Source organism: Thalassotalea psychrophila (assembly GCF_031583595.1).
GTDB lineage: Bacteria > Pseudomonadota > Gammaproteobacteria > Enterobacterales > Alteromonadaceae > Thalassotalea_A > Thalassotalea_A psychrophila.
This window is the reverse complement of record NZ_CP134145.1, coordinates 2,071,485-2,088,643: the sequence shown is the minus strand read 5'-3', so window position 1 is coordinate 2,088,643 and position 17,159 is coordinate 2,071,485. Positions and strand designations below refer to the sequence as shown.

Below are 17,159 nucleotides of genomic sequence, written 5' to 3'. Positions count from 1 at the left end.
CTGTTGTGCTTCTAATAAGCATTAATGTTTATAAACAAAACTGCTGTTATTTTATTTTTTTGGCAATTTTGTAAAAAATGTAATCGCTTGTCATCATCCCAAACTATGTAAAGTTTAACTGGTCAAAAGTATCGAAACTAAGGTCAAAACTTAGAAATAAACCACTATTTTCAGCATATACCTACAATTTACTTACAACTTTTAGCTTTATAAAAAATACAGATTATTTTGCTAAGTACTTTCACTTAATTAAAATACAGGTATAATTTTTCTATCTCCTTATTTCACAGCAATTAAAAAAATCATCTTGAGATCTGAATGAATAACGACTCGCCTAGCAGTTACTATGGGAACATCAGTGCCATCACCCTAGCGTTAAAAGCAAGAGGGATTGATGTGAATTCGTTATATATACAATCGGGGATTAATATTGCTGATTATAAGGATGGCTCAAAACGCATTCCTAACAATTTAATTGAGCGTTTTGTTGAATTGGCAATAATCGAAACCAGCCCAACGTTAAGTTTTGATAGTGTTAACCAACTCAGTCCCGCAAGCTACCATGCTCTTGGCGTTGGATTGCTTTATAGTGAAAATCTGCGCTCGTTTTGTAAACGCTACGAGCGCTACTTCACGCTAATTTCTACCATGCTAAAAATTCGTTATGTTGAAACCGACATAGAAGCAAGGCTTGAATCAGTTGAAGATGCCGACATTTGTAGCTTAGTCACAAACTTTGATTCAGATTGTTTTGTTGCCAGTACCCTGAAGTTTTTACGCATGACAATGGGGCCTCAATACTTTCCAAAAAAAGTATCCTTAATTTGGACCCCCCCGGTAGAAATTCAACCGCAATATTTTGATTTGTTCGGACCTAACATTGAGTTTTCAGCGAATAAAACTGAGATTTATTTCGACGTAAATGATTTAGATAAAGAACTTTTTAGCGCGAATATTGAATTAGCACGAGAAAGCGACAAAACCGTCACTAAGTTTTTAGAAAAAACCGCGACTATCGATATAGAATCACGGGTCTACGCTAAAATAATTGAGTTTTTACCATCAGGTGATTGCTCACGAGAACGCGTAGCAGATGCCCTAAAGATGTCTCCTGGTACATTGCACAAAAAATTAAAAGCAATTAATACCAGCTATAAAGAGCTGCTCGATCATATTTGTAAAGAACTTGCCCAGCAATACATTGGCACCGACGGTTTAACTATAGGTGAAGCCGCATACCTATTAGGTGTATCTGATTGTAGTAATTTCTCCCGCTCATTCAAACGTTGGGTAGGTATGTCACCTAGTGAATATAGAGAGTTGAAATTTCAAGGCTAAGTGGCATTATTTGGCATTTTTTGCCAAATAATGCCATCATTAAGAGTAAGTAAGTTTGGAGTATGACAATGGCAACTATGAATGTATCAATGCCTGATCCTATGCGTGAATGGGTACAGCAGCAAATTGAAGGTGGAAAATATGCAAGTTCCAGTGATTATTTACGAGATCTAATTCGTCGAGATCAAGAGCAAAAAAACAAATTACTTGCATTACAACTGGCCATTAATGAAGGCATAGAAAGCGGTATCAGCAATATGACCATGGATGAGATATTAAAGGAAGCTAAAAAAATAGCGTAGCTAAATAAAAGGATTTAACCATGCAAATACAACGGACCGTAGCTGCAAGTAATGATTTAATTAACATCTATCGATATTCCCTCAAAGAATATGGGCAACAACAAGCTGAAAAATATTTTACAAACATTGATTCAGCCATTCAAAAAATTGCTCTTAACCCATATTTTTATGTCAAAAGAGTTGAGTTTACCCCTGCGATTAGAATATGCCCTGAACGTAAACATTTAATTATATATGATCTACAGGCAGACTCTATTTTAATAATCCGCATACTGCATTGTAAAATGGAGCTAAAGGAGCACTTATAACAGAATTCAAAACCATCCATGGCAATTCTAAGTTAATTCATCCTTGAAACAAAAAAACCGTCATGAAGACGGCTTTGTTGTTTTTATAAGTTGTGTCGTCCTGCAAGGAATAGATTAATTAAATTCCACAGATGCATCAATTAACCAATCCCAAAGGAAACGAGCTAAACCACGGTCAACGTAAACATTATATTTACTTTGAGTTATGTGATCTAAAATCACTGGAATTTCAGCAAATTTTGTTACTGTACAGCTATTAACAGCAAATTTGCTATGCATATCAAGTGAGCAGCCTTTTGACATAAGCTCTACCACTTCATTACCCGTTAACGTAAAGCCAACACGGCTATCGGTATTTAACGTGGTTAAAGATATAAAGTTATCTTGTAAAGTGATCAACTTTTCTAATATTTCCAACTCTTGCTCAATTGGCATGCTAACCAACCACTCATTTGGGTTTAACCACATGATGCGATACGTTTCATTAGCGCTTGCTGTACAAGCTTTAGTTGGTAGTGCTACCCCAAGTAGGCTTTTAACAGCTTGTAAAAATGCTTCATCTGAACCTGGGCCTTGTAAACGAACAAGACCTGTTGCACAAATTTCTTCAAAGCTTACATTGGCATTTTGCCATTTTGCTTCACCGACTTGCTGATGAAGTTCAGCTAAGGTTGAAGTGACAAATAACTTTGGATTACTCGACATTGATACGGTCTCCTTTCGGGTCGTAATGGGCTGCTTTAGTGATAGTACATGGGATCACTGTACCTCGATGGAATGCGTACACTGTATCGCCAATACGCTTATTACCACCTTTAACTAAACCAATTGCAACGGATGCATTTAGTGTTGGGCTCATAACCGATGAAGTTACAAAACCTTGACTATTCATTGGCGCTTTAAATACAGACTCATTAATAATATGAGCACCTAAAGGTAGCTCTTGTGTTGGGTCATTCGCTTTAAAACCAACAAATTGATGGCGGTTTTCATCCTGATCAGCTGGACGAGATAACGAACGTTTACCGATAAAGTCACCTTTCTTTTTCGATATAGGCACAGCCCAACCAAAATCTAGTGGCGTACTAGTACCTAAGGTATCTAAGCCAATTACTAAGTGACCTTTTTCGATACGCATCCAGTTTAATGCTTCAGTACCAAAAGGAGTAATGTCGTATTCTTCACCGGCAGCCATGATCATTTCTGAAAGTGCTGTTGCGTATCGGCTTGGTATATTAATTTCAAACGATAATTCACCGGTGAAGCTTGCACGTAATACGCGCACAGGTACACCATCAATTTGACCAAGTTTCATTTCCATATGAGCAAAAGCGTCTTTGCTTACATCTATACCAGTATCTAGTTTTTCCATCACTTTACGTGCGTTCGGGCCTGATATTTTAATATCAGCCCACTGGGTAGATACGTTAGCAACCAATACTTTATAATGCGGCCACTCGGCCTGCCACTCTTCTAGCATTAATGCTATTGATGCAGCACCTGCAGAGGTGGTATTTAATAAGAAGTGATCATCAGCGAAACGAACCACAATACCATCATCAATGAGTGAACCTCGTTCACTACACATTAAACCGTAACGTGCTTTACCTACTTTAACTGTACCTATGTTATTTACATAAATACGGTTTAAGAATTCAGCAGCATCAGGGCCTTTAACTTCAATTTTACCTAACGATGAATAATCAAGTACACCAACAGAAGTACGAACCGCATTGATTTCACGAATTACCGCTTGTTCTTTACTTTCGCCCGCTTGCGGGTAGTAATCAGCACGTTGCCAACCATAATCGATAAACACAGCGCCATTGTCTTCATGGAATTTTTTCGCCGCCACTTGTAAGCGAGGACGGTATTGTTCACCAATATCACGACCGGCTATAGCACCTATTGTAATTGGCGCATATGGTGGACGAAACTTAGTCGTACCCACTTGTGGAATTGGTCGGTTCGATAGCTCAGCCATTACAGCTAAAGCATTAACGTTAGAAGTTTTACCTTGATCGACGCTCATACCGTTAGTGGTATAACGCTTAACGTGTTCAACAGATAACATGTTTTCACGTTGGGCAAGTTCAATATCAGCAACTTTTACATCGTATTGAAAATCTAGCCATTGTTTATCTGAAGGTGAATTTTTAGTATACCAATACGCTTGAATGGCTTGAGTTTCGTCATCAGCACACTGATGTTCACTCTGAGCCGTCACCGTTGTATTTGTTACTTTACTTACCGCATCAGCGCCAACAGAATAACCCGACTCAAGTACTGTTTTTAATGAAAAATGACCATCTGCAGAGCCAGTAACTTTAACTGCTTGTGTACAATTACCACGTGGTACTAAACAAGCTTTTTCATCAATGTAATCTAATGAACCACCCGCTTGTGAATATAAATGAATCGTTGGCGTCCAACCACCTGACATTGCGAGTAAATCACAACTTATTTTGGTATCAACACTTTGCAGCGCACCGTTGTCATGTTTAGCAATAGATACCGCTTTTAAGCCTTTTCGGCCATGTACTTTGGCAATGGTATAACCATGGTAAATAGTAATACCTTGGTTGGTTGCTTGTTGTTGCCAGAAACCATTAGCATTGGCGCGTGTATCAACAATAGCGACAACTTCACCGCCAGTACCATGAAAATCTAAAACGGCTTGGTAAGCACTGTCGTTATTGGTAACGAACACGGCTTTATTACCAGCAGAAACACCGTAACGGTTAATATAAGTTTGGACCGCGCTGGACAACATTATTCCTGGGGCATCGTTATTAGCAAATGCCAATGGACGCTCAAGACTACCAGTAGCTAGTACTACACGTTTAGCTCTAATTTTCCAAAAACGCTCTCGAGGTAAATCTTTATTTACTTCACTATTTTTTGTTGCCGGACCTAAGTGATTTGTAACACGCTCGATTGCAACTAAAAAGTTTTGATCGTAATAGCCACTCACCATAGTGCGTTTTAATAATGTCACATTATCTAACGCGTTAAGTTCGCTAATTGATTGTGCAACCCACTGCATTGCAGGCTTGCCATCAATTAATTCTGCCGATGCCAGTAGAGAACCGCCAAATTCAACGTCATTATCAACCAACATTACTTGCAAACCTTGGCGGGCAGCGGTTAATGCTGAGGCAATACCAGATGGGCCAGCACCAACGACTAAGACATCAGTATGGCGATGACGTTTTTGGTAAGTATCAGGATCTCGTTCAGTTGGGCACTTACCAAGACCGGCAATATTACGTACTAAACCTTCATACCAACTCCAGTTTGGCCACATCATCGTTTTATAATAAAACGATGCAGGAAAGAAACGGTGGAAATAACCCAATAAACCAAATACGTCATTGTTAACGTTTGGCCAAGAGTTTTGACCTTGAGCTGTTAAACCATCGTATAAAGGTACTAAGGTGGCGCGCGCACTTGGCTCTGAATAAGCCGAATCTGGTTCTAATTGAACTAATGCATTTGGCTCTTCAATACCCGCAGCCATTAGGCCACGCGGACGATGTAATTTAAAACTACGACCAACAATTTTAACGTCATTAGCAAGCATAGCTGAAGCTAAGGTGTCGCCCTGAAAGCCCTGGAATTTTTTGCCATCAAAACTAAATGTTAATGGCTTATTTGTATCTACACGATGGAGATTGCCTAAGCGTTTTGCATAAGACATTATTTAGCCTCCGGTTCTGCGCTAGCAGCGCTACTATCATTAGTAACTACTGTAATTTCATGAGTGATGGTATTTCGGTCAATGGTGAACCACTGACGACAACCATAAGTATGACGCCACAACTCTCGTTGCAAGCCCATAGTATTTTTACGAACGAACAAGTATTCTGCCCATTCTTCATCTGTTACATTTTCAGGTTGCTCAGGGCGAATAATGCCCGCCTGACCACCACAGGTGAATTCATCTTCATCACGATCGCCACAAATTGGGCAAGGTACTATCATCATTTTGTTCTCTCCTTATGGAGTAATATTTTTCTATCAATTAAGCTTTAAAACTTAGTAATAAGCTCTTTGTTGGTGGGTAAAGGTGGTTTAGGCAAGGCACTTGAAGCGACGTTTAGTACACTAAACGAGCGCCAAGTAACGCAGCATAAAACGCTTTTACCCCCAACAAAGTTAATGAGGGATGCCGGCAGCGGCTGCCTCGTCTATCATCTCGCCTCTGGCAAAACGACCTAAATCGAATTTCTCAACTAAGTGATGCGGCTTATTGTTTGCTACCGTATACGCTAGTGTTTCACCACCAGCAGGAATGCCTTTAAAGCCACCTGTGCCCCAACCTGTACTGATGTACATATCTTTTACAGGAGTTAAACCAATAATCGGGGTCGAGTCTGGAGAAATATCAACAATGCCGGCCCATTGACGCATTAATTTTAAGCGACTAAATAATGGAAAAATTTCACACATAGCAGCAAGTGTATGTTCAGTTGGATTGATATTTCCGCGTTGACCAAATGATGGATAAAAGTCAGCAGTACCACCTACTAAAATTTCACCGCGGTCTGATTGCGAAACATAACAATGTACTGGACCTGAGCCAACACAACCATGCATTACTGGCTTGATAGGTTCAGAAACCATTGCTTGCAAGGTTTGCGATTTAATTGGTAAGTCAAAGCCTGCCATATCTGCAATAGTTGAAGAGAGTCCAGCAACACAGCTCACCACTTTATCGGCTTTAATAACACCAAACTTGGCAGTTTCAACGCCAATGGCTTTGTTATTGCTGTCGGTTAATATATTGGTAACCGGGCACTCTTGAATAATATCTACGCCCATGTCAGAAGCACGTCGAGCATAACCCCAAGCAACGGCATCATGACGAGCTACACCGCCACGTTTTTGTACGAAACCACCTTGAATTGGATAACGGCCATTAGGATTTAAATCAATAACTGGCTCGCGCTCTTTTACTTGCTCAGGTGTAAGCATTTCTGAATCCACACCTTGTAGTAATAATGAATTTGCCGCACGCTCAATTAACTGCATTTCAACCGCAGAATGACCAAGTAGCATCACCCCGCCTTGGCTTAACATCACATTGTAGTTAAGTTCATTACCAAGCTGTTCATACAACTTTAGTGAGTGGTCATAAAAATTACTACTTTCTTCATAGAAGTAGTTTGACCGTACCATAGAGGTATTACGGCCAGTGTTACCACCGCCTAACCAGCCTTTATCGATAACAGCAACGTTGGTGATGCCGTGATTTTTAGCCAAATAATAGGCTGTTGCTAAACCTTGGCCACCAGCTCCTACAATCACTACATCGTAGGATTTTTTCGGCTCTGGCGAGCGCCATAATGGCTTCCAATTTTTATGACCGGTAAGCGCATGCTTGGCCAAATTAGTAAATGAATATTTTTCCATTTATAGATCTCCTTGAAAGATCTGATGAGTAAACAAAGTACCCACCGTTAGTTTATTCGCTTTCGCTAAACAGTTAGTTGTTGGGCAAAGCCGTTGATAAATTATCTTATGAGTTTATGTTCCATAAATGATTAAGATAATTTTGAAAACAATGCCGCCTAACAGCTAAATGTGACGCGAAATTATAGGATGATGGTTCGTTCGCCGTTAAGTATAATTCTGTCCTCAACGTGTAATCGTACGGCACGAGCAAGAGCCGTAGCTTCACTGTCATGACCAATTTCAATCATGTCTTGCACTGAAGTTGCGTGATCAACATGCTTAACTTCTTGAACAATAATTGGGCCTTCGTCCAGATCAGCAGTTACGTAATGAGCCGTTGCACCAATTAATTTAACACCACGGTCATAGGCTTGTTGATAAGGCTTAGCGCCTTTAAAACCAGGTAAAAATGAATGATGAATGTTGATGGCTTTACCACCTAACTTTTTGCATAAATCATCTGATAAAATTTGCATGTAACGGGCAAGTACTAATAGGTCGACATTTTCTTTATCCATCAACTCAAGAATTTGTGCTTCTTGCTGTGGCTTAGTCTCTTTAGTAATTGGAAAGTGATAAAAAGGTAAACCGTAAAATTCAACAAAATCACGACAATCAGGGTGATTTGAAAACACACCAACGATATCAATAGGTAAAACACCACCTTTCCATTTGGTAAGCAATACATTTAAACAATGATCATATTTACTTACCGCTAATAATACTTTTGGACGGTAGTCAGCGCTGCGCAGTTTATATTCCATGCTCAGCTCTTTAGCTAATGCATCAAATTTAACTTTAAACGTTTCGATACCATCTTTCATTTCACGGTCGTCAAACTCAATACGTGAATTATAAATACACGTTTCAGGATCGCCAAAATGGGTAACCTTAGTTACGTATGCTCCATTTTCATATAGAGCCGTTGAAAATTTAGCCATTAAGCCAAGTTGATCTGGGCACTTCAACGTTAAAATGTATTTGTTATACTCTACAGCAGGCATGGTTTATAACTCCCTAGTTATGTCTCAGGTTCAAATCACTAGAATTGAACTTAGTCTTAAATTCTGTTGCGATGATAATGACAAATTGCTTTTATGATTACTTGTCTTAAACTTTTTTAACAACGTCAAAAAGAATCTTGATAACATCAAAATTGCGAGTTATTCGCCTTGAAACAAGCAAACTTCCTAAAATAATAAGTAACTATTGGCCTAACTGTATTATTTATTAAAGTCACTCTTAACAATAATTTAGACGGTTAGTGTATTGATTTTATAAACCTGTAATATAAGTTCGTTTTTGACGAAAATTTTAGTCATCAAGACAAGTTATTAATTTACGCGAACGATAACATCTAAATAAATAATGTTTAACAAATCCAAAACACATAAAAGTGTGGGAAGTAGATAATGAAATTAAGCCAAAGTTATATGACTGGTGAAGGTACTGGTCAATTATTATATGAAACAATCGGCAATTGTTTTGACCGTATTGCAAAACAATATCCTGACAATGAAGCTCTGGTTGTTCGTTATCAAAACATTCGCTGGACTTATAGCGAACTTAAAAAAGAAGTAGATAAATTAGCAACAGGATTGCTTGCCTTAGGTATAGAGCCAGGCGATCGTGTTGGTATTTGGGGACCAAACAGTTATGAATGGGTACTAACTCAACTTGCTACAGCTAAAATCGGCGCACTTATGGTGTGTATTAACCCAGCGTATCGTTTGTATGAATTAGAATATGCCCTTAATAAAGTAGAGTGTAAAGCTATCATAAGCGCTGAAAGCTTTAAAACTAGTGAATATTTAACAATGTTGCAAGAGCTTGCGCCTGAGCTAAACACTTGTAAACCTGGTCATTTAAAAGCTGAAAAATTCCCACACTTAACCACCGTAATTCGTATGGGAGTTGAGCAAACACCCGGCATGTTTAACTTTGGCAATGTATGTGGCATGGGCTCTGAAGCTGGCAAATTAAAATTAGCCGAATTGGCATTTGAGCTACAACCCGATGATGCCATTAACATTCAATTTACATCAGGAACTACTGGTAATCCAAAAGGTGCGACATTAAGCCATAATAATATTTTAAATAATGGTTATAACACCGCTAATGGCATGCAATTCACATCTAAAGATAGGTTATGTATACCTGTTCCTCTTTATCACTGTTTTGGTATGGTATTGGGTGTTTTGTGTTGTATCACTACTGGCGCCACCATGGTGTTCCCAGCACAAGCATTTGATTCTCGCTCAACACTTGAAGCTGTGCATAAAGAAAGATGTACAGCATTGCATGGTGTACCAACCATGTTTGTAATGGAACTCGATCATCCAGATTTTAGTGACTATGATGTTAGCTCGCTTCGAACAGGCGTTATTGCCGGCGCGCCATGCCCTGAAGAGTTGATGAATAACATCATTAATAAATTGCATATGGATAGTGTAGTAATTGGTTATGGCCAAACTGAGGTTAGCCCAATTAACCATATGACCTTGCCTGATGACACGCTTGAAAACCGCACACAAACAGTTGGTCGTGCCATCCCTTATGTTGAAATTAAACTTGTTGATGAATCTGGTCGCGTTGTCGCCATTGGTGATCAAGGTGAAATTTGTACTCGCGGTTACTCGGTAATGTCGCATTACTGGAACGACGAAGAGAAAACCAAAGACACCATTAAAAATGGTTGGTTATACTCAGGTGATTTAGGCACCATGGACGAGCATGGCTATGTACGTATTACCGGTCGTATTAAAGACATGGTAATTCGCGGCGGCGAAAACATTTACCCACGTGAAATTGAAGAATTTTTATATACTCACCCACAAATATCTGAAGTTCAAGTATTTGGTGTAGTTGATGAAAAAATGGGTGAAGAAGTCTGCGCATGGATCCAACTTAAAGAAGGTGAAAACGCAACTGAAGACGATATTAGAGAATTTTGTAAGGGACAAATTACCCACTTTAAAATTCCACGATATATCCGCTTTGTTGATTCATACCCTATGACAGTTACCGGTAAAATTCGCAAAATAGACATGCGTGACCAAATGGCAAAAGAGCTATACGGTTAATTTATCCCTGAATTAAAAAAGAGCTGAATATCAGCTCTTTTTTAGGTTATAGCAACGGACTAAATATTTATCGGTTAGTGTTTCAATGTTTTGTCATTACTGATCATGGCATTGGCTTTTGCTATCGCTTTAGTCATTTTATCTCTAGGCATAATTTCGACTGCCGAATACGACTCTAATACACCTAAAGGAAGTCGCATTAAATAAATTGCTTGAATAAGCTCATCATCGTTCGGTAAGCGAACGATGATGTACTGCTTTTTATCACCTAAGCCATAGTAATAGGAAATTAACTTCCCTCCTACTGCTTCAAACGCTTTTTTAAGCGCTGTTTCACCAGCATTCATATCTGACTGCATTAAATATTTAAAGCCTTCGGCCGTTGGCTCTGCTATAAATATAAAGTGTCTGTCATCAGCTTTTTCTTGTGCTATTGAGCTAACGCTGAACAATAGTACAACACCTATAAACGCTTTAGCATAAAGCTTTTTATAATTAAATTTCATTGATTCAACCTTTTGAATTACACGAGCCTATGTTTTTAAAAGGCTCGTGAATGTTATATTTTTAGTAATTACTTCTTTAAATCACTAAACACTGGTTGCCCAGGGTTAACACCACTAATCACTTGCTCATTTTTAACGGTTTGGACGCCATTAACCAACATATCGGTGATACCGGTTGTTGCAAAAGCGGCATAATTTTCATCAGCATTATCGGTTACTGTATTTGCATCAAAAACAATAAGATCGGCATCAGTACCTAATTGCACCTTACCTTTGTTATGCATAGAAGAAATGCCACTTGTCGCTAAAAATTGTGCTTGCATGTAAGACATTTTACTAATAGCCAACATTAATGGCATTAACTTTTGCTCACGCGCCATACGCAAGACTTTCGCATGTGAACCAGCTGAACGAGGGTGGCCTTTTACATTTTTAGGGTCTGCATCGGCAGCTGCAAATTTACCGGTTGTCATATCAAATAATGGACCAGCGTCAGAGCCAATAATGACACTTGGATGCGATACTGCATAATTCATATCGGCCTCTTGTGCACCATAAAAGATTACTGGTGTTTGCGGCGCTTTTTTCAATAATGCATCAAAACTTTCTTTAGTCATGCGCGAGCCATCAGGGTGAATAATGTCTTCGTATGAACGGCCAAAACCAGGACCATAGTTTTCTGGTTGTAAGAAATCCGCAAACATAAAGGTATTGCCAAAGTTATATGGATAAACTTCACCAATCACTTTGATACCATTGGCATTGGCATCTTCAAACATTTGGATTGCATCTCTGGTTTCTGACAACGTTTGGTTATGAAAATGCTGTAATACCATAGGTGAATTTGAAATAGCGCCAGCAGAAATCACTTCTGCTAAAGACATATATCCACTTGTAGGTGGTTTTTGACCTGAAAAACGAGCGTGTACAAATGAAGGTAATTCATATTTTCCGGTAGCCTTAATCACGTCATAAATTTCAGGCGAAGAAGCACCATTACTGTAGTAACCAACTGTGATACCAAGACCAATTGCGCCTTGTTGTAATTGGTTATCAATTAACTCAACAATTTGTTGACGTTCTTCAGTATTTGATACTTTTACCGACCATTGAAAGTTTTTGGCTAAATCGCCCCCTAAGGTTGCTTCAATAAGGTTACCATCAGGATGCACATAACCATCTAGTACTGCCGCACGAATACCTGAATGCGCCACCGATGCACCATAGTTTACCGGCGTTTTTTCTGACTTGTCTGCTAACCAACCCTTTAATGGGTATGTACCACCTTCAAGCTCTAACGCAGTAGTAACGCCATCGCGCATTAGCAAGTTAAAACCAAACTCGGTATTGGTATGGATATGAAAATCAATAAAGCCAGGGGCGACAACCTTGCCACTGGCATCGATAATTTTATCAGCGATAATAGAGTCTTTAGTTATAGCGACAATTTTTCCATCTTTGATACCAATATTACGAATATCATCAAACCCACAACCAGGATCCATAACCCGACCGTTTACAATCACACTATCAAATTGAATGTTTGACGGTGAACTTTCGAATTTACAATTATTACCTTGGTTGACATCTGCAACTAAACTACTGTTATTAGTTGAATCAGCACAAGCTACTAAAGTGATAAGCGCTGACGCGATTAACGATAATTTAAACTTACTCATAACTTACTCCGTTATTAATCAAAGGACCTAATACCTTTTAAAATGCTAACTATGTTTATAAAACAGGTATCAAAATTGCTAACATCTGCTTATATATTAATCGAAGATTAAGATGTTGCACCTTATTTTTATAGAAATAAACAAATCAATACAATGAGTTACCGAAATACACTAAAACGTCCTGCGTTGACAGGTTTACATTCCTAAATTGATAGAAAAAATTGCGGCAGGTACAAAAAGGGCTGCAACGCAGCCCTTCCACTATCTAATTTTTAAGTTAGATATTAAAAGTTATAAGTACCTTGTAAGGTAACCGTTTTAGGAGCACTAATGTAAGCTGTTGTACCACCACCAACAATTGTTGGACCACCAACAGGTAGCTCTTGTGATAAGTTAATTACCGCTTCATCGGATAAATTATTACCAATAATTGCTACCGACCAAACATCATCGTCATCAGATAGTGCAATTCGTGCATCAAAACGCTGGTAAGAGTCTTGCTCACCAAGAGGATTTAATGTGCCATCAGTAAAGTATGAATCACTAAATGACATAGTGACACCACTGCTAAACATTAGGTTATCACCAACAGCAATTTCTAAGTCCGCGTAAATGGAACCTGAATACTCTGGGGCAAATGGTGTACTTTCACCTGATAAATCACAAGTACCGTCTTCTTGTGGAGTTGATAGACTGTTACAAGGGCCATTAGCGAAGTTCTCAAATGTAGAGTCCAGTAAACCAATACTACCACCAACGACTAACCAATCAGTCATTAGGTAATTTAATTCAATTTCAACACCTTGAGATACCGCTTCACCAGCATTAGTTGCTTGAGCTTGTGGTATATCGTTACCTTCAACCGTTACAAAGGCGTTTAATTGTAAATCTTCAAACTCAGTACGGAACGCTGCTACGTTGATTTCTAAATTACCATCAAATAAACGAGATTTTAAACCTAGTTCAACTGCAGTAGCAACTTCTTCATCAAGCTTACGGTCGTCATCATTACCACTCGCAGGACGAGACATTGAGTAACCACCAGCTTTAACGCTTTGACCAATTTTTGCATAACCAATAGAGTTATCGTTATTCATATCCCACTGTACAATTAGCTCAGGCATAACGTTGGTAAACGTATCACCTAGCTTAACATCAGGACCACCACAAACTGGACCACCAGGCATATCTGGCATTAGGCCACGGTCTTCTACAGTGCTCAATAGTGAACCATCAAAGGTGTAGTCATTACAGTATTGACGAGCGTATTCAAACTCTTTATCTTCACTTGAGTAACGCACTCCAGCAATCACCCTCAAATCATCATTGATGTTATAAGTACCAGAGAAGAAAGGAGATAATGTGGTTGAATCAAGTTGTGACTCTAGTACTGACTCACCGTACCAAGTTGCAGGTGAAGGATCGACTGCAGCATTAAATAGCGTGCCAGAAATTGTGCCAAATTCACTGGTTAACTCAGAAGATGCTACATATAAACCGACGATATAAGAGAAATCTTTGGTATAGTCTGATGAATACTTAACTTCTACTGATGATTGGTCGTAAGTTTCTTTAACAAAGCTGCTTGCTAATAAACCAGCATCAGGTAATACGTCTGGATAAGGTACCCCTACTAATATTGGAAATACCGTACTGGTAGGAACGGCGATAGGCAATGTTGTTACTGCTTGGTCCATTTCAAAAGAGCTTTGACCAATCACAAAACTTAAGCTGTCATTACCTAATTGGTAATCGCCTTTTAGTGAAAAGTTTAATGCTTCTTGCACAAGGCCAGGTGAGCGTCCTGTTTTATCTAAAGATACACCACTAAATGATCGAGTCCAATCAGCGTCTTCCTCAATATAGCCACCATTTACCATATCTGGGTAGGCGATAAATTCACCTTGTTCACCTGACTCTTCTGCATCAATGTAATTCACTTTAGCGGTTAGAGTAAAGTCAGAGCTAGCATCCCAAACGACTGTAGCACGTACTAAATCTTCAGTATTAGTATTTTCGTTGCCATATGCGCCGTAGCCATCTTCTTTTGACATTAATCCTTCATTTTCGTAATAGCCTTTGTCTTGATCGGAATGACGGTAGGCGATACGAACACCAAAGTCACCAATGGTAGTACCCGCAACAACATCTGTGCGTACTTTTTCATATTCGGCTTCATAAGTGCCTGTTAGTTTTACAAAGCTGTCATCGCCAGGAGCCGTTGATGCTGAATGTACTTGAATAGTACCAGCGGTAGCATTTAGACCGAATAAAACAGCTTGTGGCCCTCGCATTACTTCAACACGTTCGGCATCAAAAAATGGTGCGCGGTACTGACGAGAACGCGGCATGTAAACTTCATCAATAAACATAGCAACCGATTGTTCAAAACCACGTTCTTGACCTGAGCCCATACCACGTACGTTGATACTACCAGCAGTTAACCCTTCACCAATTTGAACACTTGGAATACGAGCAGAAAGTTCAGACAAACCGGCAATATTTTCTCTCGCTAACTCTTCCCCTGTCATAGCCTCAATAGTTAACGGAGTTTGCTGCGTGGTGGTTGTACGTTTTGTTGCGGTAACCTGAATGACTTCAAGACCACTAATTTTCTCACCTTCTGCAGCATAGGTAGGAGCTGAAATAGCTGTACCTAGTAAAGCAACACTTAGCGCTGCTGTAATTTTATTTATTTTCATCTTAGTTCCCATTCGCTTTTATTATGTTTTTGTATTTATGCCATCGCATAGTTACAAAAAATCACAATTCATGCCTATCAATGTAGGAACAGGGTTTGTCATTTTAAGACAGGAATGATTAATAATTGTTTTTCAGATTAATTTGAATAGGATTTTATAAAATTTGAATAAAAATAACAGAGCTAGAAAGCTCCCTGATGAGTACCAAAATGACTTCCCCAAAGCACATTAACTTTTGTACTCTTTAGGTGGTACGCCATACCAACCTCTAAAGGAGCGGGTAAAATTACTCGCATCGGTATAACCTAAAAGATAGGATATTTCATTGATGGATTTATTTTGTTTTAAATAAATACACGCCTGCTCTTTTCTGACGTCTTCAAGAACTTGTTTGTAGGTTATACCTAGTTTCTCTAGCCTACGATGAACAAGTCTTGAACTCATATTGAGTAAACTTGAAATTTTCTCGCGTGAACATTCACCTGTAGGCAGTAGTTTTGTAATTAATAATTTTATTTGTGAAATTAAATCTCCTTGATTTAACAAAGACACTAATTCCAATGATTTCAAATCTTGCTCATGGGCAATTAATTCGTTACTCAACATAAAGCCGGAACTTAAATCTTCTTGCTGAAAATACACCCTAGTTTGTTCAGCATCAAATTCAATATCACATTGAAAATAGTCTAAATATAAACTCCTATGCTCGGACAATACATTGCCCTGCAATTGAATCTTTGCAAAACTAAAATCGCTTTTATAAGCAAGTTTAATGAGTTTATCTAGAGCGACTACAGACGTAATTTGTAAAAACGCTTCGACGGTAGGATTTTTGACTTGAAAAATAGTGAAGGTCAAACGTTTGAGTTCTTGTTCAAATTGAAAGCTGGAGTTATCAGAACTGATCAAAGAGAACTTTTCTAAACGCTGAATAAATGCGGTTAAAGACTCACTAAAAAGTAATGACACACCAAGTGATTCAAGTGCCGATGGATTAATTTCTTTTGATATTTCAAAAGGAAAATTAGGACAGTGAATAGATTGCAATACCTTTAAATAAAACTCATGAGCAAGTGAACAAGGTACCCTGTCCATACCAGAATTATATGGGGTAAAATCAAACTTATATTCAGATAACATTTTGTTTAAATCAAAATCAATTCGTTTCAGTGCACGTTGAACCAGTTTTATATTGTTATATGCTGTTGTATACATCACGTTCCTTTCGGTTAAAGCCTACTGAGGATAATTTCATTATAACTATGCTATTACTTATTTGGTGAAGTTATTGAAAAAACCTAAAGTTATACGTTGTATTATATAACTTTATACCTACAGTATAATTACTGGTGCATTTTTACAGATTTAAATATTATCCACCTATCAATTACAGACTTTTTAAATGCAATTTAAGACATTGTAAAATTTCTACGGAAAGATCTATTTTTATACTTCAATAAATAAACAATTAAAGCTAAAACTTTGCAACTTTATCAAACAGATATAGTTAGGAATGGCTCAAGTAAGTGTAATAGTTAGTTTTAACCACTGTTGCAGAAATCCTTCATTAAAACTTATATTAGCCTATCGAAATGATGGCTAATCAAAGAAAGCAGAAAGTACGCCATCCATGGCATTTCTGCATATAATTCTTCCATGAATAAAGCAGAAAGTACGCCATCCATGGCATTTCTGCATATAATTTTTCCATGAATAAAAAGCACTGAACGATTTATCGTTCAGCGCTTTTTTTAGTACTATTAAATAGTAGGTGTTTAAATACA

13 protein-coding genes are annotated in these 17,159 nt (G+C 38.3%); 4 read left to right on the top strand and 9 right to left on the bottom strand.

Annotation, left to right across the window (positions count from 1 at the left end; genetic code table 11):
• Nucleotides 1–318: 318 nt before the first annotated feature.
• The 3 genes from RGQ13_RS08325 to RGQ13_RS08315 all read left to right on the top strand — a co-directional run bounded on the left by RGQ13_RS08325 (nucleotide 319) and on the right by RGQ13_RS08315 (nucleotide 1,948).
• Entirely contained in the window at nucleotides 319–1,338 is a 1,020-nt protein-coding gene (locus RGQ13_RS08325) for an AraC family transcriptional regulator (RefSeq protein ID WP_348393093.1), read from the top strand.
• 68 nt (nucleotides 1,339–1,406) lie between these two features.
• Nucleotides 1,407–1,640, top strand: a complete 234-nt coding sequence (locus tag RGQ13_RS08320) for a type II toxin-antitoxin system ParD family antitoxin (protein ID WP_348393092.1) — start codon at nucleotides 1,407–1,409, stop codon at nucleotides 1,638–1,640.
• Nucleotides 1,641–1,660: 20 nt separating this feature from the next.
• Nucleotides 1,661–1,948 (top strand): type II toxin-antitoxin system RelE/ParE family toxin, encoded by a 288-nt coding sequence (locus RGQ13_RS08315; RefSeq protein ID WP_348393091.1) that lies wholly within the window; start codon nucleotides 1,661–1,663, stop codon nucleotides 1,946–1,948.
• Nucleotides 1,949–2,062: 114 nt separating this feature from the next.
• Here RGQ13_RS08315 and RGQ13_RS08310 read toward each other — a convergent pair whose 3' ends face one another.
• The 5 genes from RGQ13_RS08310 to purU form a co-directional block, all read right to left on the bottom strand.
• A complete protein-coding gene (locus RGQ13_RS08310; protein WP_348393090.1) occupies nucleotides 2,063–2,653 on the bottom strand; it encodes a sarcosine oxidase subunit gamma in 591 nt (196 codons plus the stop codon).
• Entirely contained in the window at nucleotides 2,643–5,648 is a 3,006-nt protein-coding gene (locus RGQ13_RS08305) for a sarcosine oxidase subunit alpha family protein (RefSeq protein WP_348393089.1), read from the bottom strand. The genes RGQ13_RS08310 and RGQ13_RS08305 overlap by 11 nt, the downstream gene beginning before the upstream one ends.
• A complete protein-coding gene (locus RGQ13_RS08300) occupies nucleotides 5,648–5,935 on the bottom strand; it encodes a sarcosine oxidase subunit delta (RefSeq protein ID WP_348393088.1) in 288 nt (95 codons plus the stop codon). The genes RGQ13_RS08305 and RGQ13_RS08300 overlap by 1 nt, the downstream gene beginning before the upstream one ends.
• Before the next feature lie 171 nt (nucleotides 5,936–6,106).
• Entirely contained in the window at nucleotides 6,107–7,363 is a 1,257-nt protein-coding gene (locus RGQ13_RS08295) for a sarcosine oxidase subunit beta family protein (protein ID WP_348393087.1), read from the bottom strand.
• Nucleotides 7,364–7,545: 182 nt separating this feature from the next.
• Nucleotides 7,546–8,409 (bottom strand): formyltetrahydrofolate deformylase, encoded by an 864-nt coding sequence (gene purU / locus RGQ13_RS08290; protein WP_348393086.1) that lies wholly within the window; start codon nucleotides 8,407–8,409, stop codon nucleotides 7,546–7,548.
• A gap of 408 nt (nucleotides 8,410–8,817) precedes the next feature.
• Here purU and RGQ13_RS08285 point away from each other — a divergent pair, with 408 nt between their 5' ends.
• On the top strand, nucleotides 8,818–10,488 hold the full coding sequence (locus RGQ13_RS08285) for an AMP-binding protein (protein WP_348393085.1): 1,671 nt from the start codon (nucleotides 8,818–8,820) through the stop codon (nucleotides 10,486–10,488).
• A 74-nt stretch (nucleotides 10,489–10,562) separates the two neighbouring features.
• Here the strand turns inward: RGQ13_RS08285 and RGQ13_RS08280 are convergent, their stop codons facing one another.
• The 4 genes from RGQ13_RS08280 to RGQ13_RS08265 all read right to left on the bottom strand — a co-directional run bounded on the left by RGQ13_RS08280 (nucleotide 10,563) and on the right by RGQ13_RS08265 (nucleotide 16,590).
• The gene (locus RGQ13_RS08280) at nucleotides 10,563–10,994 is read right to left on the bottom strand and encodes a GYD domain-containing protein (RefSeq protein ID WP_348393084.1); all 432 of its coding nucleotides are present in this window, start codon (nucleotides 10,992–10,994) and stop codon (nucleotides 10,563–10,565) included.
• Nucleotides 10,995–11,062: 68 nt separating this feature from the next.
• Nucleotides 11,063–12,673, bottom strand: coding sequence for an amidohydrolase family protein (locus RGQ13_RS08275; RefSeq protein WP_348393083.1), 1,611 nt, complete (start codon nucleotides 12,671–12,673; stop codon nucleotides 11,063–11,065).
• Nucleotides 12,674–12,957: 284 nt separating this feature from the next.
• Nucleotides 12,958–15,375, bottom strand: coding sequence for a TonB-dependent receptor (locus RGQ13_RS08270; RefSeq protein ID WP_348393082.1), 2,418 nt, complete (start codon nucleotides 15,373–15,375; stop codon nucleotides 12,958–12,960).
• A gap of 228 nt (nucleotides 15,376–15,603) precedes the next feature.
• On the bottom strand, nucleotides 15,604–16,590 hold the full coding sequence (locus RGQ13_RS08265; protein ID WP_348393081.1) for an AraC family transcriptional regulator: 987 nt from the start codon (nucleotides 16,588–16,590) through the stop codon (nucleotides 15,604–15,606).
• Nucleotides 16,591–17,159: the final 569 nt, after the last annotated feature.

Excerpts from the sequence above, each read along its gene's own strand:
- RGQ13_RS08295 (WP_348393087.1), bottom strand. The coding sequence starts at position 7,363 with ATGGAAAAATATTCATTTACTAATTTGGCCAAGCATGCGCTTACCGGT.
- RGQ13_RS08280 (WP_348393084.1), bottom strand. The coding sequence starts at position 10,994 with ATGAAATTTAATTATAAAAAGCTTTATGCTAAAGCGTTTATAGGTGTT.
- RGQ13_RS08285 (WP_348393085.1), top strand. The coding sequence starts at position 8,818 with ATGAAATTAAGCCAAAGTTATATGACTGGTGAAGGTACTGGTCAATTA.
- RGQ13_RS08310 (WP_348393090.1), bottom strand. The coding sequence starts at position 2,653 with ATGTCGAGTAATCCAAAGTTATTTGTCACTTCAACCTTAGCTGAACTT.
- RGQ13_RS08315 (WP_348393091.1), top strand. The coding sequence starts at position 1,661 with ATGCAAATACAACGGACCGTAGCTGCAAGTAATGATTTAATTAACATC.
- RGQ13_RS08325 (WP_348393093.1), top strand. The coding sequence starts at position 319 with ATGAATAACGACTCGCCTAGCAGTTACTATGGGAACATCAGTGCCATC.
- RGQ13_RS08305 (WP_348393089.1), bottom strand. The coding sequence starts at position 5,648 with ATGTCTTATGCAAAACGCTTAGGCAATCTCCATCGTGTAGATACAAAT.
- purU (WP_348393086.1), bottom strand. The coding sequence starts at position 8,409 with ATGCCTGCTGTAGAGTATAACAAATACATTTTAACGTTGAAGTGCCCA.
- RGQ13_RS08300 (WP_348393088.1), bottom strand. The coding sequence starts at position 5,935 with ATGATGATAGTACCTTGCCCAATTTGTGGCGATCGTGATGAAGATGAA.
- RGQ13_RS08270 (WP_348393082.1), bottom strand. The coding sequence starts at position 15,375 with ATGAAAATAAATAAAATTACAGCAGCGCTAAGTGTTGCTTTACTAGGT.
- RGQ13_RS08275 (WP_348393083.1), bottom strand. The coding sequence starts at position 12,673 with ATGAGTAAGTTTAAATTATCGTTAATCGCGTCAGCGCTTATCACTTTA.
- RGQ13_RS08265 (WP_348393081.1), bottom strand. The coding sequence starts at position 16,590 with ATGTATACAACAGCATATAACAATATAAAACTGGTTCAACGTGCACTG.
- RGQ13_RS08320 (WP_348393092.1), top strand. The coding sequence starts at position 1,407 with ATGGCAACTATGAATGTATCAATGCCTGATCCTATGCGTGAATGGGTA.